Source organism: Streptomyces roseirectus (assembly GCF_014489635.1).
GTDB lineage: Bacteria > Actinomycetota > Actinomycetes > Streptomycetales > Streptomycetaceae > Streptomyces > Streptomyces roseirectus.
On sequence record NZ_CP060828.1, the window covers coordinates 1,900,702 to 1,916,975 of the forward strand.

Sequence of the window (16,274 nt, forward strand, 5' to 3'; positions counted from 1 at the left end):
CCAGCGGGGTCGCCTCGCCGCCGACGGAGTCGCTTCGCGGCCGGCGGGGTCGCCTCGCCCCCGCTCTCGCGCCGCCCGCTTCCTCGCCGTCCACCCACTCTCTCGCCGCCCACCCGCCGCCCTCACCACACACCGCCACCCCCTCGCCGCCCTCACCACGAGCCGCATGGAGATCGCCATGGATGACACCGCACGACCCGAGGACGCCGGTACGCGTCCCGACTTCGACGGGATGTTCCAGATCGTCACCAGCTTCTGGGTGGCGCGGGCGGTGCATGCCGCCGCCGCGTTGGAGCTGCCCGATCACCTCGCGCAGGAGCCTCGGACGGCCGCTGAGCTGGCCGGGGTGACCGGTACCGATCCCGGGTCCCTGGCCCGGCTGTTGCGGGCGTTGGCCGGGCTGGGGGTGCTGCGTTCGGACGGTGACGGCCGGTATGCGACGACGCCTCTCGGGGACACGCTGCGCTCGGACGTCCCCGGTTCCCTCGCGTCCTTCGTCCAGATGGAACTGGGTGAGGCCCACCACGCCACGTGGGGACTGCTTCCGGAGTCCGTGCGGTCGGGCGAGCCGGTCTTCGAGCGGGCGGTGGGGAAACAGATCTGGCAGTTCTTCGAGGACTCCCCCGTCATGAACGCCCACCTCGGGAAGGCGATGACCGGGCTCACCGCGATGGTCGCGGACGCCGTCCTCGACGTCTACGACTTCGGCCCCCACCAGCGGATCGTGGACATCGGCGGCGGCGAGGGCGGCTTCCTCGCCGCGATCCTCGCCGCGAACCCCCAGGCGCACGGCGTCGTCCTCGACCTGCCGCACGTCGTGGCGCACGGGCGGGAGCGGATCGAGGCCGCGGGGCTCGCGGACCGGTGCGACCTCGTGGGCGGCGACTTCTTCGAGAAGGTCCCCGAGGGCGGCGACCTCTACACGATGAAGTGGGTCCTGCACGACTGGGACGACGCCTCCGCCGTCCGGATCCTCACGTCCTGCCGCCGGGTCATGGGCGACGACGCGCGGCTGCTCGTCGTCGACACGGTCGTCCCGGACGGGGACGGCTTCTCCCCCAGCAAGATCATCGACCTCAACATGATGGTGCTCAGCGGCGGCCGGGAGCGCACGGCCGAGGAGTTCCGGCAGCTCTTCGCGGCGGCGGGCTTCACGCTGACCCGCGTCCTGCCCACCCGTTCCCCGAGCAGCGTCGTCGAGGCCGTCCCCGCCCCGCTCGCCTGACGTCCGACCCGCTTCACGCGTCCCCGCTTCACACCACTCCAGGAGTTCCCCGTGTTCATCGCCTACGTCGTCGTCGCGAGCCTGCTCGCCCTCGTCCTCGTCAGTTCCGGCAGAGCCAAGCTCGTCCGGGACGAGAAGGTCACCGAGGGGATGCACAAGATCGGCGTGCCGGACAGCTGGTTCCCGCGGCTGTCGGCCCTGGAGATCGCCGGCGCGCTCGGTCTGGTCGCCGGGATCTTCTACCGGCCGCTGGGCATCGCCGCCAGCGTCGGGATCGTCGCCTACTTCATCGGCGCGATCATCACCCACCTGCGCGCCAAGGACGCCAAGGGCCTGCCGGTGCCGGCCGTGCTGATGGTGGTCGCGGCGGCTCCGCTGCTGTTCGGCATCGCGTCGGTCTGACGAGGGGAGAGCACATGTCCGGCACGGTGAAGTCCCCGACCCGGGTCGACTTCTGGTTCGACCCGCTGTGCGGGTGGACCTGGATGACCTCCCGCTGGCTGCTGGAGGCGGCGCGCTCGCGCGACCTCGACATCCACTGGCACGTCATGAGCCTGGCGATCCTCAACGAGGACAAGCTCGACCAGATCCCGGAGCAGTTCCACGACCTGGTGGGGCCCAAGGGCCTGCGCCCGGTCCGGGTGATCGTCGCGGCCCAGCAGAGCCACGACGACGCGGCGATCGCCCGCCTCTACACGGAACTCGGCACCCTCTTCCACAAGGGCGGCGAGGTCCCCAGCCCCACCCTGGAGGCCATCGAGGCCGCGCTGACCGCGGCGGGCCTCCCGGCGGACCTGGTCCGGTACGCCGACACGGACACCTACGACGCCGAGGTCCGCGCCTCCCACGAGCGGTCCCAGGCCGCGGTGGGCGAGGAGTCCGGCAGCCCGGTGACCGCGCTCCCCGACGGGACGGGAGGGCAGCGCGCCTTCTGCGGCCCCGTCCTCACCCCCATCCCCAGGGGCGAGGAGGCCGCCCGCCTCCTCGACGCGCTCCTGCTCGCCGCCTCGGTCCCGGCGTTCGCGGAACTGAAGCGGGCTCGGTCGGGGGCGCCGGTCTTCGACTGAGGCCGGTGTCCAGACCGTGTCACAGTCGCGCGTCCGGCTGCGTCGGTCCTGTTGAAGCACCTCACACGACTACGAAGGAGAGGCGACGGGATGGGCACGGAAGCACCCGAGGCACGGCGGCGAAACCCCTGGCTGGTGCTGGCGGTACTCTGCGCGAGCTTCTTCATGACGCTGCTGGACACGACGATCGTCACGATCGCCATCCCGGAGATGGCCGAAGGGCTCGGCGCGTCGCTGGACGACATCCTCTGGTTCGCCAACGCGTACATGCTGGTGTTCGCGGCGCTGCTGCTGCTCTCGGGGCGGCTCGGCGACCGGTTCGGCGCGCAGCGCACCTTCACCGCCGGGCTCGCCCTGTTCACCGTGGCCTCGGCGGTGTGCGGGATCGTGGACACCCCGGGGCAGATGATCGCGGCGCGCGCGGTCCAGGGGCTCGGCGCGGCGGTGATGATGCCGCAGACCCTGGCCCTGATCAGCGCCGTCTTCCCGGCGGAGCGGCGCGGGGCGGCCTTCGGCGTGTGGTCGGCGGTCGCGGGCCTGGCGACCGTCGCGGGTCCGACCGTCGGTGGCGCGCTGGTCTCGGGCCTCGACTGGCGCTGGATCTTCTTCATCAACGTCCCGATCGGCGTGGCGGCGCTCGTGGGCGCGTTCGTCGTGGTGCCCGACGTGCGGACCGGGCAGCAGACGTCGCTGGACCTGCCGGGCGCCGTGCTGTCCACGGCGGGGCTCGGCCTGATCGTGTACGGGCTGATCGAGGGCGAGCGCTACGACTGGGGCACCATCGAGTCCTTCCTCAGCATCCCGCTGGTCCTGGCGCTCGGCGTGGCGCTGCTCGGGCTGTTCGCGCTGCACCAGCGGGCCCGCCAGGACCGCCGTCCGCTGGTCCCGTTCGAGCTGTTCCGCAGCCGGGGGTTCACCGTCTCGGCGGCGCTCGGGGCGATGCTGCTGTTCGGTTCCATCGGCGTGCTGCTGCCGCTCACCCTCTACCTCCAGTCCGCCCTCGGGCTCTCCGCCGGTGAGGCCGGGCTCGCCCTCGTGCCGGGGCCGCTGGTGTCGCTGTTCGTGGCGCCGGTCGCGGGCAACGCGGTCGGCAGGCTGGGCGGCCGCAAGATCCTCGTCCCCGGGCTGCTGGTCTTCGGCGCCGGCATCGCCCTGACGGCGGCCATGGCGCGGGCGGACTCCAGCGTGTGGGCGATCGTCCCCGGGCAGATCGTGTTCGGACTCGGCATGGGCCTGGTCTTCGCACCCACCAGCACCCTCGCGATGCAGGACATCCCGCCACGGCTGACCGGCGTCGCCTCCGGCATGTTCACCACGTTCCGGCAGATCGGCGCCGTCGTCGGCGCGGCGGCGGTCGGCGCGCTGCTGCAGAACCGGCTCGCCGCCGAGGGCGTGCCGGAGGAGGTGCGGCAGCAGGCCGGCCGGCTCTCGGACGCGGTGTACGCCGAAGGGCTGACCGACGCGGTGCGCTACGGCCTGTTCCTCACGGTCGCCGTGGCCGTCGTCGCCGCCGCCCTCGCGCTGCTCCTGCCGCCCCCGGCGCCGCAGCCGGAGCCGGACGCGGCCGCCGGGCCGCGCGCCGGGGCGGACGTGGCCCAGGCTGTGGACTGACCGATCTCGGCATTTCTTCTTTCCGCACTGTTCCCGAGGAGGAATTCCCATGTCGGAAAAGACTGTCATCCAGCGTTATCTCACCGCGCTCGGTGATCAGGACTGGGCCGCGCTGGAAAAGGTGTACGCCCCGGACGTCACCATGTACGCGCCGACCGCCTGGGGGGTGAAAGGCGTGGAATTCCTGCTGAAATTCTGCCAGGAGATCCACCGCGCCCACCCCGGAATCCGCGTCGTGCTGCACGACGAGTTCTACAGCGCCGACGGCACCCGGGCGGCCTTCCGGTTCGCGCTGCACTGGCACAACACCGGCCCGTACTTCGGGCACGCGGCCACCGGCGAGCGCGGGTCCAGCATCGAGCAGCACACCGTGCGCATCGAGGGCGGGCGGATCGTCGAGCAGGTCGTCGGGGTGAGCACCCTGGGGCTGCACTTCCTGCAGAAGGAGGCGTGGGGGGTGGCGTACGTGGCGGACGCGGCCGACCCGGCGCCCGAGATCGTCTCCGCGCCGCGGGCTGCGGAGGCGGGCCGTCCGTGACCCAGCCGCTCGTCGAGGGACCCTGGTCCATGGAGGCCGCCGCCGGACTGCGGGTGCCGGGGGACGTCGCCGAGCGGTTCCGGGCGCGCGGCTGGTGGCGGGACACCTCCGTCCTGCACGACCTGTTCCGGGTCGCCGCCGCGCGCCCCGACGACCCGGCGATCGTCGTGTGCAGCGCGCAGGACGGCCGCACCACCACCGTGTGCTACGCCGAACTCGCGTTCCACGTGCGGCGGTTCGCCGCCGCGCTGCACTCCCTCGGGGTGCGCCGGGGTGATCGCGTCGCGTTCCAGCTGCCCAACTGGTGGGAGGTGGCGGCCCTCACCCTCGCCTGCTGCTGGACCGGCGCGATCGCCGTCCCCCTGCTGCCCTCGCTGCACGCCCTGGAGCTGGAGCGCATGCTGGCGGCGGCGCGCGCCCAGGTGTGCGTCGTCGTGGACACCTGGGAGGGTTACGACTGCGTGGCCGCGCTGGAGGAGATCTCCGCCCGGCTGCCCTGGCTGCGCCATGTCGTCGTGCACGGGGAGCGGGTGCCGCCGTGGGCGGTCGACTTCCGTGAGTACTTCCTGCGCACCCCGCACGAGGAGCGGTTCGCCGCGCCGCGCCTGCCGGCCGGGGACGCCCTCGACCGGGTGTGCATGCTGCTGTTCACCTCCGGGACCACCGGGGAGCGCAAGGCGGTGCTGCACACGGAGAACACCCTGTACGCGGGCACCGGGGCGGGGGCCGGGGCGGTCGAGCGGGGCTGGGCCGCCCGCGAGGTGTTCAGCACCCCGCACCCCGTCACCGGTCCCGCGGGCCTGCTGTACTGCGTGTGGGGGCCGATCCTCGCCGGTGGCACCGGCGCCTACCAGGACGTGTGGGCGCCGGAGCGGTACCTGGAGCTCCTGTCGGCGGCCTCGGTCACCCAGACCTTCCTGGCGCCCTCCTTCGCCCAGCAGCTCCTGGCGGAACAGCGCCGGCGGCCCCGTTCGCTGCCCTCGCTGCGGTTCGTCATGACCGGCGCCGCCCCGGTGCGGGCGGACCTCGCGCGGGCGATCCACGACGAGCTGCGGGTGCCGGTGCGCTCGTGCTGGGGGATGACCGAGGCGGGCATGGGGTTCAGGACCCGCGAGGACGCCCCCTGCGACTGGGCCGCCAAGAGCGACGGCTCCCCCATGCCGGGCCTGGAGATGCGGCTGCTGCCGGGCCCCGGCGACGACGGTGTCCACCGGCTGCTGGTCCGGGGCGCCTCGCTGGCCGTCGGGTTCTGGCAGCCGGGCTCCGGGGAGCCGTTCCACGAGACGTGGCGCAGCGACGGCGGCTGGCTGGACACCGGGGACCTGGTCCGTGAGGACGGCCGGGGCGGCATCCGGTTCGCCGGGCGGGCGAGCCGGCGGGTCGGTGCGACGTTCATGATCCCGGTGGCCGAGGTCGAGCAGGAGATCCTGCGCCATCCCGGGGTGCGGGAGGTGGTGCTGGTCGGCTACGAGGACGAGTCGGGGCACGAGAGTTCGTGCGCCGTGGTGGTGGCCGACGGGGACCGCTGTCCGACGCTGCCCGAGCTGGTCGGCATCCTCGTCGAGCGCGGCATGACGCGGTGGTACCTGCCGACCCGGCTGCTGGCGGTCTCCCCCGAGCTGCCGCGCAACGAGAACGGCAAAATCCGGTACGAGCTGTTGAAAGCCATGATTGTAGACTCGGCGGGGCAGTCTGCGAGCGATCGCGACCAGCGCCGATCCTGAGGGAACGGGGAGTCATGGCCGAGGCGACAGCCGTCTCCGAGCGGTCCGGGACCTCGGATCCGTTCGAGCGGTACCGGCGGCTGATGTTCGGCATCTCGTACCGCATGCTCGGTACCGTCGCCGACGCGGAGGACGTCGTCCAGGAGACCTGGCTGCGCTGGCAGCGCGTCGACCGGGACGCCGTCGCCGATCCGCGCGGGTATCTGGTGCGGGCCGTCACCCGTACCGCCATCGACCAGATGCGGCGCAGCCGGGCGCGGCGCGAGGAGTACGTGGGGCCCTGGCTGCCGGAGCCGCTGCTGGTCTCGTCCGATGTCGCGCTGGAGTCCTCGCTGCTCGGGGAGTCGCTGAGCATGGCGGTCCTGGTGATGATGGAGACGTTGTCGCCGCTGGAGCGCGCGGTGTTCGTGCTGCACGAGGTGTTCGGCTTCAGCTTCCCGGAGGTCGCCGAGGCCGTCGACCGCACCGAGCCGGCGGTGCGGCAGCTCGGCAGCCGGGCCCGGCGCCATGTGCGGCTGCGCCGCCGCCGCTTCGAACCGGACCGCCGCCAGGCCCGCGAGATCACCGAGCGCTTCCTCGCCGCCTGCCTCGACGGCGACGTGGAAGCGCTCATGGCGGTCCTCGCCCCCGACGTCACGATGTGGGCCGACGGCAACGGCCACGCCGAAACCCCCCGCGTCCCCCTCCACGGCGCCCCCGCCCTCACCGCCTACTTCGCCTCCACCGCGGGCCGCTACCCACCCGGCCTGACGGTCCACCTCCACACCCAGCACGACGGCACCCCCGCCGCCGTCCTCACCACCCCGACCGGCGTCTTCGCCGTGGTCATCGCGGACATCGCCCTCACCCCCGACGGCCACCCCCACATCACGGCCGTACGCGCGATACGCAACCCGGAGAAGCTGGGGCGGGTGCGGGCGGAGAGCTGACCGGGCCGGCGTCGGTTACTCCGGGGCTGGTCCCAGGCCGTTGCGGCGTTGGCGGGTCATGACCCATTGGGCGATGTGGATGCGGGAGGGGACGTCGAGGCGGCGCATGACTTGGCGGACGTGGTTGACGACGGTCCATTCGGAGAGGCGGAGTTGTTGGGAGATCTGGCGGTTGGTCAGGCCCTGGCTGACCAGCATGGCCACCTCGTATTGGCGGGCTGTTAGTTGGACTGGGCGGGAGATCGCGGAGGCGGGTTCGGGGGTGGGGGGGCCTACGGCTAGGGCTTCGTCCGCGGCGGCGTCGGCGGAGAGGACGCGTCCTTCGCGTCGGGCCGCTTCGTGCTCGGGGCCGGACAGCAGGCGGCGGGCGTCGCGCAGTGCTGTCTCGTCGACGGCGACGAGGAGGGGGCGGGCTCCGGTCGCCTCGCGGAGGGCGGAGGCGGCGGCGAGCAGCCGGGCCACCCGGTGTCCTTGCTGCGGCAGCCTGCGCCAGACGTGGAGGGCGTGTCCTTCGAGGACGGTGGGGAGCATGGTGTGTTCCCCGATGGCGCGCAGCCGGTGCAGGCTCTCCCACAGCAGCCGTTCCGCGAGGGCCTGGTCGCCGCGCGAGTCGGCTAGGACGCCGCGCAGGCCCAGCACCAGCCCTTCGCCCCGGACGTCCCGGGCCCGTACGAAGAGGGCGTTCGCGGTCTCCAGGAGGTCGGCGGAGAGCTTGGCGTCGATGAGGCGGCTGCCGGTGGCGAGCGCCAGAGCGGCAGTCGCCGCCTCGACGGTCGCGCCCTCACCGGCTGCCGCGTCGAGCAGTTGGACCGCGGCCCTGCGTACCGCCGAGGGCACCGCGGGCCGGCGGCTGACCGCGAGCCGGGCGAGCGCGGCCTGCTCGTGGACGGTGTCGCCGGCCTCGTGGAAGGCGCGGGCCGCGTGCCGGAAGCAGTCCGCCGCCAGCCGTGCGTTGCCGCCGGCCAGCGCCAGCTGGCCGCGCGCCGCCTCGGCCCGCGCGGCGAGGCCCCCCTGTCCGGGGTCGGACAGGAACGCGATCGACGCCTTGGCGAGCCACTGCTCGCCGAGGGCGAGATGGCCGCGCACCAGCCAGAAGCGGTGCAGGGCGAGGGCGGCGCGCGCGGCGTCCGTCCGGCGTCCGCTCGCCTCCAGGTGGGTCAGCGCGGCCAGCAGGTCCTCGTGCAGCGGGGCCAACCGCCGCAGCCACTGGGCCTGTTGGGGGCCGGTCAGTTGCTCCTCGGCCTCCAGGGCGAGGGCCAGGAAGTGTTCCGCGTGCCGGCGCCGGGCCTCCGGCAGTCCGCCCGTCGCCGCGAGCCGTTCCAGGCAGAACTCGCGGACGGTGTTGAACATCGTCAGCCGCAGTTCCCCGCCGCCCGGCGTCACCCGCAGCAGGTGATGGCCGACCAGCGCCTCCACCACCTGTTCCGTGCGGTGCGCGGGGAGGTCCGAGAACTCCTCGACGGTGGTGAGGTTCACGCTGCCGGTGAAGACGGAGAGCCGGGAGATCAGCGCGCGCTGCTCCTCGTCGAGCAGCCGGAAGCTGTGCTCGGTGATCGTGCGGACGCTGCGGTGCAGGGGCGAGCGCGCGGCATGGTCGCCGCCGAGCACGGGCCGGCCCTCGCGCAGCCGGGTCAGCAGGCTGTCCACCGGGAAGAGCCGCAGTTTCTCGGCGACCAGTTCGATGGCCAGCGGCAGCCCGTCCATCCGGGTGCAGATCTCCGCGACGGCCTGGGCGTTCTGCGCGGTCAGGGCGAAGGAGGGGTCGACGGCCCTGGCCCGGTCGACGAACAGTTCCACCGCGGCGTGGTCCTGGAGCCCGGGGACGTCCTGCCGGTAGGGCGGGCTCGGCGTCGGCAGCGGGAGCACGGGGAAGAGCCGTTCCCCGTACAGGCTCAGCGGCCGGCGGCTGGTGGTGAGGACGCGCAGCAGGGGGAAGCGGCTCAGCAGGGTGTCGACGGCGGCGGCGGTGGCGTCGGCGGCCTGTTCGAAGCCGTCGAGGACCAGCAGGCTCGGTTCGTCGGGCAGCCGTGCGGCCAGGGTCTCCGCGAGGCCGTCGCCGCCGACGGTCTCGTGCAGGTCGAGGTAGGCGATCCGGTCGATCGGGGCGTCGGCCACGGCCGCGCAGGCCAGTCGGCTCTTGCCGACGCCGCCGGGGCCGGTCAGGGTGATCAGCCGGTGCGTCTCGCGGCCGAGCAGGGCGGAGAGGGTGAGGACTTCGAGGTCGCGTCCCACGAGTGTGGTGCGGTGGCTGGGTGCCCGGGAGGGCGTGTCGATGATCAGTTGCGCGCCCAGTTCGCCGGAGCCGAGCGCCCCGGCCGTCACCGGGATTTTCCCGTCGTGCAATTTTCGCGTCGAATTGATCGCGTTCCACTGCTCGGCACGATAACCCCCGTCCGTTGCCTTGCCCGAACTCCGAGGAAAAGTTTACGGCCAACCGTCCTCCGGCCACTTCCCGGCGGAAATATTTGGCCTATTCACGCCGCACGGGTTCCGGGGCCGAATTCACGTCCCGCTTTGTTCTTCTCCGGACCACCAGGCAGCCCGTTCCGAGGACCAGGCCCCAGAAGGCGGCCCCGAGTCCCAGCAGGGTGATTCCGGAGGCGGTGGTGAGGAACGCGACGAGGACGGCGGTCCGGTCGCGTGCCTCGGTGAACGCCCCCGACAGGCTCCCGCCGAGGGCGCCGAGCAGGGCGACGCCGGCCGCCGCCGAGATCAGGGCGGGCGGCAGCGCGGCGAACAGCCCCGCGACCGTCGTCCCGAACAGGCCGACCGCGATGTAGAGCGCTCCACAGCTGATTCCGGCCACGTACCGGCGGTCGCGGTCCTCGTGCGCGTCGGGCCCGGCGCAGATCGCGGCGGTGATCGCGCCGAGGTTGAGGGCGTGCGCGCCGAACGGCGCGAAGAGGGCGGACGCGATGCCTGTGTCCCGTACCAGTGGGCCCGGGGGCACCGTGTACCCGGCCTCCCGGAGCGCCCCGACGCCGGGCGCGTTCTGCGCGGACATGGTGACCAGGAACAGCGGCAGTGTGAGGCTCACCAGCGCCTGCCCCGGCCAGGCGGGCGCGGTGAACACGGGGGTGGCCGGGGACAGGTGCACGCCGTCCAGGGTCAGCGTGCCGGTGAGCGCCGCGACCGCCACGGCGGCGGCGAGGGGTGCCGCGATGGCGTACCGGGGGGCCAGTCGCTGGAGGACGACGTACCCCCCTACCATCACCCCGGCCACGGCGGGGGCGTCTTCGAGCGCCCGGAAGGCGTCCAGGCCGAACCGCAGGAGGATCCCGGCCAGCACGGCGGAGACGACGGCGGCCGGAACGCGCCGCATCAGCGCGTCGAACCAGCCGGTCACCCCGACGAGGACGGTGAGCGCGGCGGCGGCCAGGTACGCCCCGATCGCCGTCGCGTACGGGATGTCGTCGAGCTGCGCGACCAGCAGCGCCGCGCCGGGTGTGGACCAGGCCGCCACGACGGGCACGCGGTGGCGCAGGCTGAGCACGAGTCCGGTCACGCCGCTGCCCACGGCGATGGCCCAGATCCACGAGGAGAGCCGGTCGTCATCCAGTCCCCCGGCGTGCGCGGCCTGCACCACGAGGGTCAGCGGGCCCGCGAAGGAGACGACGACGGCGACGGCCCCGGCGACGACCGCGGACAGCGACACGTCGCGCCACAGGCCGCCGGCGGCCCGCGCCATCAGAGGATCTCGACGTTGGCGGCCGGCCGCAGCCGTCGCCGGCAGTCCAGGACGTGCCGTGCCCCGCGCAGCACGACGTCGTAGTCGAAGTCGTCGTGGTCGGTGAGCAGCACCACCGCGTCGGCGGCGGCGACCTCGGCCTCGGTCAGTTCCACCCGGCGGACCCGGGCGTCGAGCGGCGCGGTCTCCCGGACGTGCGGGTCGACGGCGTGCACCTGCGCGCCGGTGCGCAGCAGCAGTTCGGCGACGCGCAGCGCCGGGGACTCGCGGGCGTCACCGCTGTTGCGCTTGTACGCGAGGCCCAGCAGCAGCACCCGTGAGCCGTTGGCCGGGCGCTGGAGCTGGTTGAGGGCTTCGACGAGGCGTTGGACGACGTAGTGCGGCATCTGGCTGTTGACGTCGTTGGCGAGGTCGACGAACCGGAAGCGGCGGCCCAGTTGGCGTTCCACCCGCCAGGAGAGGTAGCGCGGGTCGACCGGCAGGCAGTGGCCGCCCACGCCGGGTCCCGGGGTGAAGGGCATGAAGCCGAACGGTTTGGAGGAGGCCGCGTCGATCGCCTCCCAGGCGTCCACGCCGAGTTCGCGCGCGATCACGGCCATCTCGTTGACCAGCGCGATGTTGACGTGCCGGTAGGTGTTCTCCAGGAGCTTGGCGAGTTCGGCGGTCTTCGGGTCCCGGACCGGCACGGTCCGCTCGACCACCGTGCCGTAGAACTCGCCGACCCGGTCCAGGGAGGCGGCGTCCACCCCGGAGACGATCTTGGGGGTGGTCTCCAGGGTCCAGCGCTGGTTGCCGGGGTCGATGCGTTCGGGGCTGTAGCCGAGGTGGAAGTCGGTGCCGGGGCGCAGTCCGCTCTCCTTCTCCAGGAGCGCCCCGAACACGTCCTCGGTGGTGCCCGGGTAGGTGGTGGACTCCAGGACGACCAGCGCGCCGGGCCGCAGGTGCGCGGCCAGCGTGAGCGCGGCGTCCTCGATGCAGGTCAGGTCGGGGACGTCGTCCAGGAGCGGCGTGGGCACGGTGACGACGGCCACGTCGAAGCCGGCGAGGTCTCCGGCGTCGGTCGTGGGGTGGTAGGCGCCCGACTCCAGGGCCTTGGCCAGCCGGCGTTCGTCCACGTCCTCCACGTAGGAGTCGCCCGTGCGGAGGCGGGCGATCCGGGCGGCGTCCACGTCGTAGCCCACGACGGTGTGGCCCGCCTCCACCGCCCGGACGGCCAGCGGCAGGCCCACGTACCCCTGGCCGACCACCGCCACGCGACGGCCCGTGCGCCGGGGGGCGCCGCCGTTCATCGATTGGGACATGGTGTGCCCTTTCAGCCGTTGTGCACGAGGACCAGGTTCGCCGCGACCAGGAGGACGACGCCCCAGCGGTGGGTGGTGACGCCTTGCCTGCGGGCCGCCAGCACCTCGCCCGCGACGAGCCCGGCGTGCGCCTGGCGGGCGCGCATCGCCACCACGGGCAGCAGAAACGCGCAAAACCACCAGGGCACCGCGCCGACCGCCGCCGCGAGGACGATCGCGCCGGTCTCGGCGAGCGAGAGCCCGGCGATGAAGCCCCGGTAGACGCCCGGGGGGACGCTCGTGGCCAGGTTGCGGCGGCCGGCCGCCCGGTCGCCGTCCACGTCGTTGATGTTGGAGTAGACCGAGACCAGCAGGCTCCACAGCCCGAACAGGAAGCACTCCAGCCAGGCCGCGCCGGTCAGCTCGCCGGTCAGCAGGGCGAAGGGGATCAGCACGCACAGGCCGGTGCTCAGCCAGATGACCGCCTCCTGGCCGCCCCGGTAGCTGAGCTTGAGGCCGTAGGAGTACTGGACGCTGATGACCACCGAGAAGCCCGCTGCCGCCAGCGCCCACCAGGGCCGGTGCGGGGCGGCCAGCGCGGTGAGCGCCCACAGCGCGCTGCCCCCGGCGGCGCAGCCCCAGCCGAAGCGCAGCGCCTGGCGCAGGGTGAGCCGGCCGTCGAGCAGCGGTTTGCGGTCGCGGGCCCGCAGTACCTGGCCCGGGTCGTAGTTGCGGGCGTCGCTGCCGTCGCGCAGTCCGGTGACGTCGTCCAGGGCGACGGTGGCCGCGACGACGCCGACCCAGCCCGCGTCGAACAGCAGCAGGACCCACCAGGTGCGCGGTTCCTGCCAGGCGGCGGTGGGCAGCAGGGCGAGGACCACGAAGACGCACAGGTAGTAGTCGAAGAAGGAGAGTTTCGCGAGTTTCGCGTAGGCGCCCGCGCGTTCCCGTATGCCGGTGCGCGGTGGCGCCGAGGTCGTCGCCGTCATCGCCGTGGCTCCGCCTCGCCCGGTTTGCGGCCGACCGTGCTGATCAGGACCTGGCTCAGCCAGTGGTGGGCCGGGTCGGCCATCTCGGCGAGGGCCGCGTCGATACGGGTGTCGTCAAGGAGGCCGGCGGCCACGATGCGCGGGCGCATGTACTCCAGCCACAGCATGTAGTGCCGGGCCTGGTCGGAGCCGCCGCGCACCATCACCGCCCGGCCCTCCGCCGTGGCATCGAGCCCGGCGGCCAGGACGAGGCGGAGGTCGGTGTGTCCGCCGCGCGGGTCGTGGCCCGACTCGCGCATCAGCCCGTATCCGGCGGCCCGGACGTCCTGGAGGAAGTCCTCGGACAGGAAGGAGCGGAAGAGCGTGGAGGAGTCGGTGTCCTCCAGGAACAGCAGCCCGCCGGGCCGCAGCGCGCGCACCATGCGGGCCACGGCGGCATCCCGGTCGGGCAGGTGCTGGAGCACCATGCGGGAGTGGACGAGGTCGAAGGCGGCCTCCGGCAGCTCCTCCTCCCGCAGGTCGTGCCGGACGACGTCCACCTGCGGCAGCGCGGCCAGTGCGGCCAGCCGCTCGGTCTGGAGGTCGGTGGCCAGGACCCGGCCCGTGGGGCCGACCCGGTCGGCGAGCCAGCGGGCCACGGAGCCCGAACCGGCCCCGATCTCCAGGCAGTTCCAGCCGGGCCCGACGCCCAGCGCGGCCAGCCGCTCCAGGGTGCCCGGGTCCCAGATCGCCTCGTTGGTCCGCAGCCGCTCGGTCTCCTTCTCCCAGACCGGGTCGAAGACGTACTCCCGCTGCGTCGGTGGACTCGTCATGGGGGTCTCCCTGGTCTGTGCGCGCGTGCTCATGCGTAGAACTCGCAGACCGTGTCGGCGATGAACTCCACCTCGGCATCGGTCAGATGGGGCCAGATCGGGATGGCGAGGTTGCGCTCGGAGGCCCGCTCGGCGTTCGGCCAGCTGCCGTCCGGGGCGGCCCACGGCGCGAAGGCGGGCTGCCGGGGCAGCGGCACGGGGTAGTAGATGTGGCTGCCGATCTGCCGTTCCGTGAGATAGGCGCGCAGGTCCTCGCGGCGGTCGACGAGCAGCGAGTAGACGTAGTAGCAGCGGCCGTTGCGGCCGGCCGGCGGGGCGAGCACCCCGCGTTCGCGCAGCGGCTCGAAGCGCTCGGTGTAGTAGTCGGCGATCCGCGCGCGGCGCTCCAGCCGGTCCGGGAAGCCGGCCAGCCGGTGCAGCTGGAAGGCGGCCAGCACCTCGTCGAACCGGTTGTTCTGGCCGATGCGGTGGTGCAGGAAGCGGTGCACGCCGTCCTGTCCGTGGTTGCGCAGCATGCGGGCGGCGCGGGCCAGTTCGGGGTCGTCGGTGAGGACCACCCCGCCCTCGCCCGCCGTGCCGAACGCCTTGACCTGGAAGAAGGAGAACACGCCGACGTCGCCCCAGCGGCCGGCGGGCCGGCCGTCCAGGACGGAGCCCTGGGCGACGGCGGCGTCCTCGATCAGCGCGAGCCCGTGCTCGCGGGCGATCTCGCCCAGCCGCTCCATGTCCGCCATGATCGAGAAGACGTGGGCCGGCATCAGCGCCTTGGTGCGTTCGGTGATCAGCGACTTCGTCGCGTCGGGGTCCAGGACCATGGTCCAGGGGTCGACGTCGGCGAAGACCGGGGTGGCCCCCGCGTTGGCCACCGAACTCGCCACCGGCTGGCAGCAGAAGGCCGGCACGATCACCTCGTCGCCCGGACCGATGTCCAGCGCGCGCACGGACAGCTCCAGCGCCCCGGTCCCGCTGGCGCAGGCGACGACATGGCCGGCGCCGGTCATCTCGCGCAGCGCCTCCTCCAGCTCGGCGGTGCGCTCCCCGAGGATGAACCGCTGGCCGGTGCCGGTGCCCAGGTCGCGGACGGCCGACAGCAGCGCCTCGCGGTCCTCCTCGAAGAGGTCGGGCGGGAAGAAGGGCAGGGTCCTCATGACGCGCTCCCCGTGTAGAAGCGGCGGACGGCCTCGCACACCCGGTGCACGTCGTCGAGGCCGAGGTCGGGGTGGAAGGGGAGCGCGACGGTGCGCTCGCAGGCGGCCTCCGCGTGCGGGAAGTCGCCCCGGCGGTGGCCGAGTCCGGCGAAGCAGGGCTGGAGGTGCAGCGGCGTCGGGTAGTAGACCTCGGTGCCGATGCCCTCGCGGGTGAGGTGCGCGACCAGGTCGTCGCGCCGCTCGGCCTCGATGACGTACACGTAGAACACCGGCTCCTGCGGCACGTCCCGCACGGCCACCGTGGGCAGCCGCAGGACGCCCGGCACGTCGCTCAGCAGCTCGGTGTAGGCCGCCGCCAGCTCCGCGCGCCGGGCGATCGCCGCGTCCAGCCGGGGCAGCTTGCCGAGCAGGACGGACGCCTGGATGTCGTCCATCTTGCTGTTGGTGCCGGAGACGCCCGAGAGGTTGGAAATACCGGCGATGTGGTCCACCGTGCGGCCCATCCGGCCGTGGTGGCGCAGGATCGCCACCCGTTCCGCGATCTCCGGGTCGTCCGTCAGGACGGCTCCGGCGTCGCCGAGGGCGCCGAGGGTCTTGGTGGGGAAGAACGACAGCACGCCGCCGTCGCCCAGGAGCCCGGCGTGGACGCCGGCGCGGCGCATGCCGATCGCCTCCGCGCTGTCCTCCACGACCTTCAGCCCGTGCCGGCCGGCCAGGGCGCCGAGCGCCCCCATGTCCGCGAGCTGGCAGAACAGGTGCACCGGCATGATCGCCCGGGTGCGCGGTGTGAGGACCGCCTCGACGGACGCCGGGTCCAGCGAGTAGGTCACGGGGTCGATGTCGGCGAACACCGGCGTGGCACGGGCCAGCGCCACCGAGGAGGCCGAGGCGACGAAGCTGAAGGCGGGCACGACGACCTCGTCACCGGGGCCGACGCCGCAGGCGCGCAGCAGCAGGACGAGCGCGTCCGTCCCGCTGTTCACCGCCACCGCGTGCCGGGCCCCGGTGTATTCGGCGAGCGCCTTCTCCAGTTCGGCGACCTGCCGGCCGTGGGAATACTTTCCGCGGTCGAACATCTCGTTGAGATGCCGCTCGATGTCCGGCCAGCAGTCGGTGAAGGTGTCGGCCTGAGTGAAGAACGGAACCGGGTGTTCGGTTTCCGGTTCGCTGTTTCGATCGGTGCTCCGGGTGGGGGAGATCACGCGTAATCCTCCGTGGACCGGGCGGAGACAGGGATGTGCGCAGCTAAGCCGCTCGTTTTCG

Annotated in this window: 14 protein-coding genes; 7 read left to right on the plus strand and 7 right to left on the minus strand. The window is 73.2% G+C overall.

Annotation, left to right across the window (positions count from 1 at the left end):
* The first annotated feature begins 178 nt into the window (after positions 1–178).
* The 7 genes from IAG44_RS07740 to sigJ all read left to right on the plus strand — a co-directional run bounded on the left by IAG44_RS07740 (position 179) and on the right by sigJ (position 7,094).
* Positions 179–1,225 (plus strand): methyltransferase, encoded by a 1,047-nt coding sequence (locus tag IAG44_RS07740; protein WP_223006785.1) that lies wholly within the window; start codon positions 179–181, stop codon positions 1,223–1,225.
* Between the two features lie 51 nt (positions 1,226–1,276).
* Entirely contained in the window at positions 1,277–1,627 is a 351-nt protein-coding gene (locus IAG44_RS07745) for a DoxX family protein (protein WP_187746378.1), read from the plus strand.
* A gap of 14 nt (positions 1,628–1,641) precedes the next feature.
* Complete coding sequence (locus IAG44_RS07750) at positions 1,642–2,292, plus strand: mycothiol-dependent nitroreductase Rv2466c family protein (RefSeq protein WP_187746379.1); 651 nt, start codon at positions 1,642–1,644, stop codon at positions 2,290–2,292.
* A 90-nt stretch (positions 2,293–2,382) separates the two neighbouring features.
* Positions 2,383–3,903 (plus strand): DHA2 family efflux MFS transporter permease subunit, encoded by a 1,521-nt coding sequence (locus IAG44_RS07755; RefSeq protein ID WP_187746380.1) that lies wholly within the window; start codon positions 2,383–2,385, stop codon positions 3,901–3,903.
* 49 nt (positions 3,904–3,952) lie between these two features.
* The gene (locus tag IAG44_RS07760) at positions 3,953–4,441 is read left to right on the plus strand and encodes an ester cyclase (protein ID WP_187746381.1); all 489 of its coding nucleotides are present in this window, start codon (positions 3,953–3,955) and stop codon (positions 4,439–4,441) included.
* Positions 4,438–6,165 (plus strand): AMP-binding protein, encoded by a 1,728-nt coding sequence (locus IAG44_RS07765; protein WP_187746382.1) that lies wholly within the window; start codon positions 4,438–4,440, stop codon positions 6,163–6,165. Before IAG44_RS07760 ends, IAG44_RS07765 begins: the two co-directional genes overlap by 4 nt.
* A gap of 14 nt (positions 6,166–6,179) precedes the next feature.
* Complete coding sequence (sigJ, locus tag IAG44_RS07770; RefSeq protein ID WP_187746383.1) at positions 6,180–7,094, plus strand: RNA polymerase sigma factor SigJ; 915 nt, start codon at positions 6,180–6,182, stop codon at positions 7,092–7,094.
* A gap of 15 nt (positions 7,095–7,109) precedes the next feature.
* Here sigJ and IAG44_RS07775 read toward each other — a convergent pair whose 3' ends face one another.
* The 7 genes from IAG44_RS07775 to IAG44_RS07805 all read right to left on the minus strand — a co-directional run bounded on the left by IAG44_RS07775 (position 7,110) and on the right by IAG44_RS07805 (position 16,213).
* Positions 7,110–9,437, minus strand: coding sequence for a helix-turn-helix transcriptional regulator (locus tag IAG44_RS07775; RefSeq protein WP_187746384.1), 2,328 nt, complete (start codon positions 9,435–9,437; stop codon positions 7,110–7,112).
* A 127-nt stretch (positions 9,438–9,564) separates the two neighbouring features.
* Complete coding sequence (locus IAG44_RS07780) at positions 9,565–10,782, minus strand: benzoate/H(+) symporter BenE family transporter (protein ID WP_187746385.1); 1,218 nt, start codon at positions 10,780–10,782, stop codon at positions 9,565–9,567.
* Positions 10,782–12,083 (minus strand): nucleotide sugar dehydrogenase, encoded by a 1,302-nt coding sequence (locus IAG44_RS07785; protein ID WP_246561568.1) that lies wholly within the window; start codon positions 12,081–12,083, stop codon positions 10,782–10,784. The genes IAG44_RS07780 and IAG44_RS07785 overlap by 1 nt, the downstream gene beginning before the upstream one ends.
* Positions 12,084–12,094: 11 nt before the next feature.
* Positions 12,095–13,051, minus strand: coding sequence for a UbiA family prenyltransferase (locus IAG44_RS07790; protein WP_187746386.1), 957 nt, complete (start codon positions 13,049–13,051; stop codon positions 12,095–12,097).
* Complete coding sequence (locus IAG44_RS07795) at positions 13,048–13,863, minus strand: class I SAM-dependent methyltransferase (protein WP_187746387.1); 816 nt, start codon at positions 13,861–13,863, stop codon at positions 13,048–13,050. The genes IAG44_RS07790 and IAG44_RS07795 overlap by 4 nt, the downstream gene beginning before the upstream one ends.
* A 29-nt stretch (positions 13,864–13,892) precedes the next feature.
* Positions 13,893–15,011, minus strand: coding sequence for a DegT/DnrJ/EryC1/StrS family aminotransferase (locus tag IAG44_RS07800; protein ID WP_187746388.1), 1,119 nt, complete (start codon positions 15,009–15,011; stop codon positions 13,893–13,895).
* A complete protein-coding gene (locus IAG44_RS07805; protein WP_246561569.1) occupies positions 15,008–16,213 on the minus strand; it encodes a DegT/DnrJ/EryC1/StrS family aminotransferase in 1,206 nt (401 codons plus the stop codon). Before IAG44_RS07805 ends, IAG44_RS07800 begins: the two co-directional genes overlap by 4 nt.
* Positions 16,214–16,274: the final 61 nt, after the last annotated feature.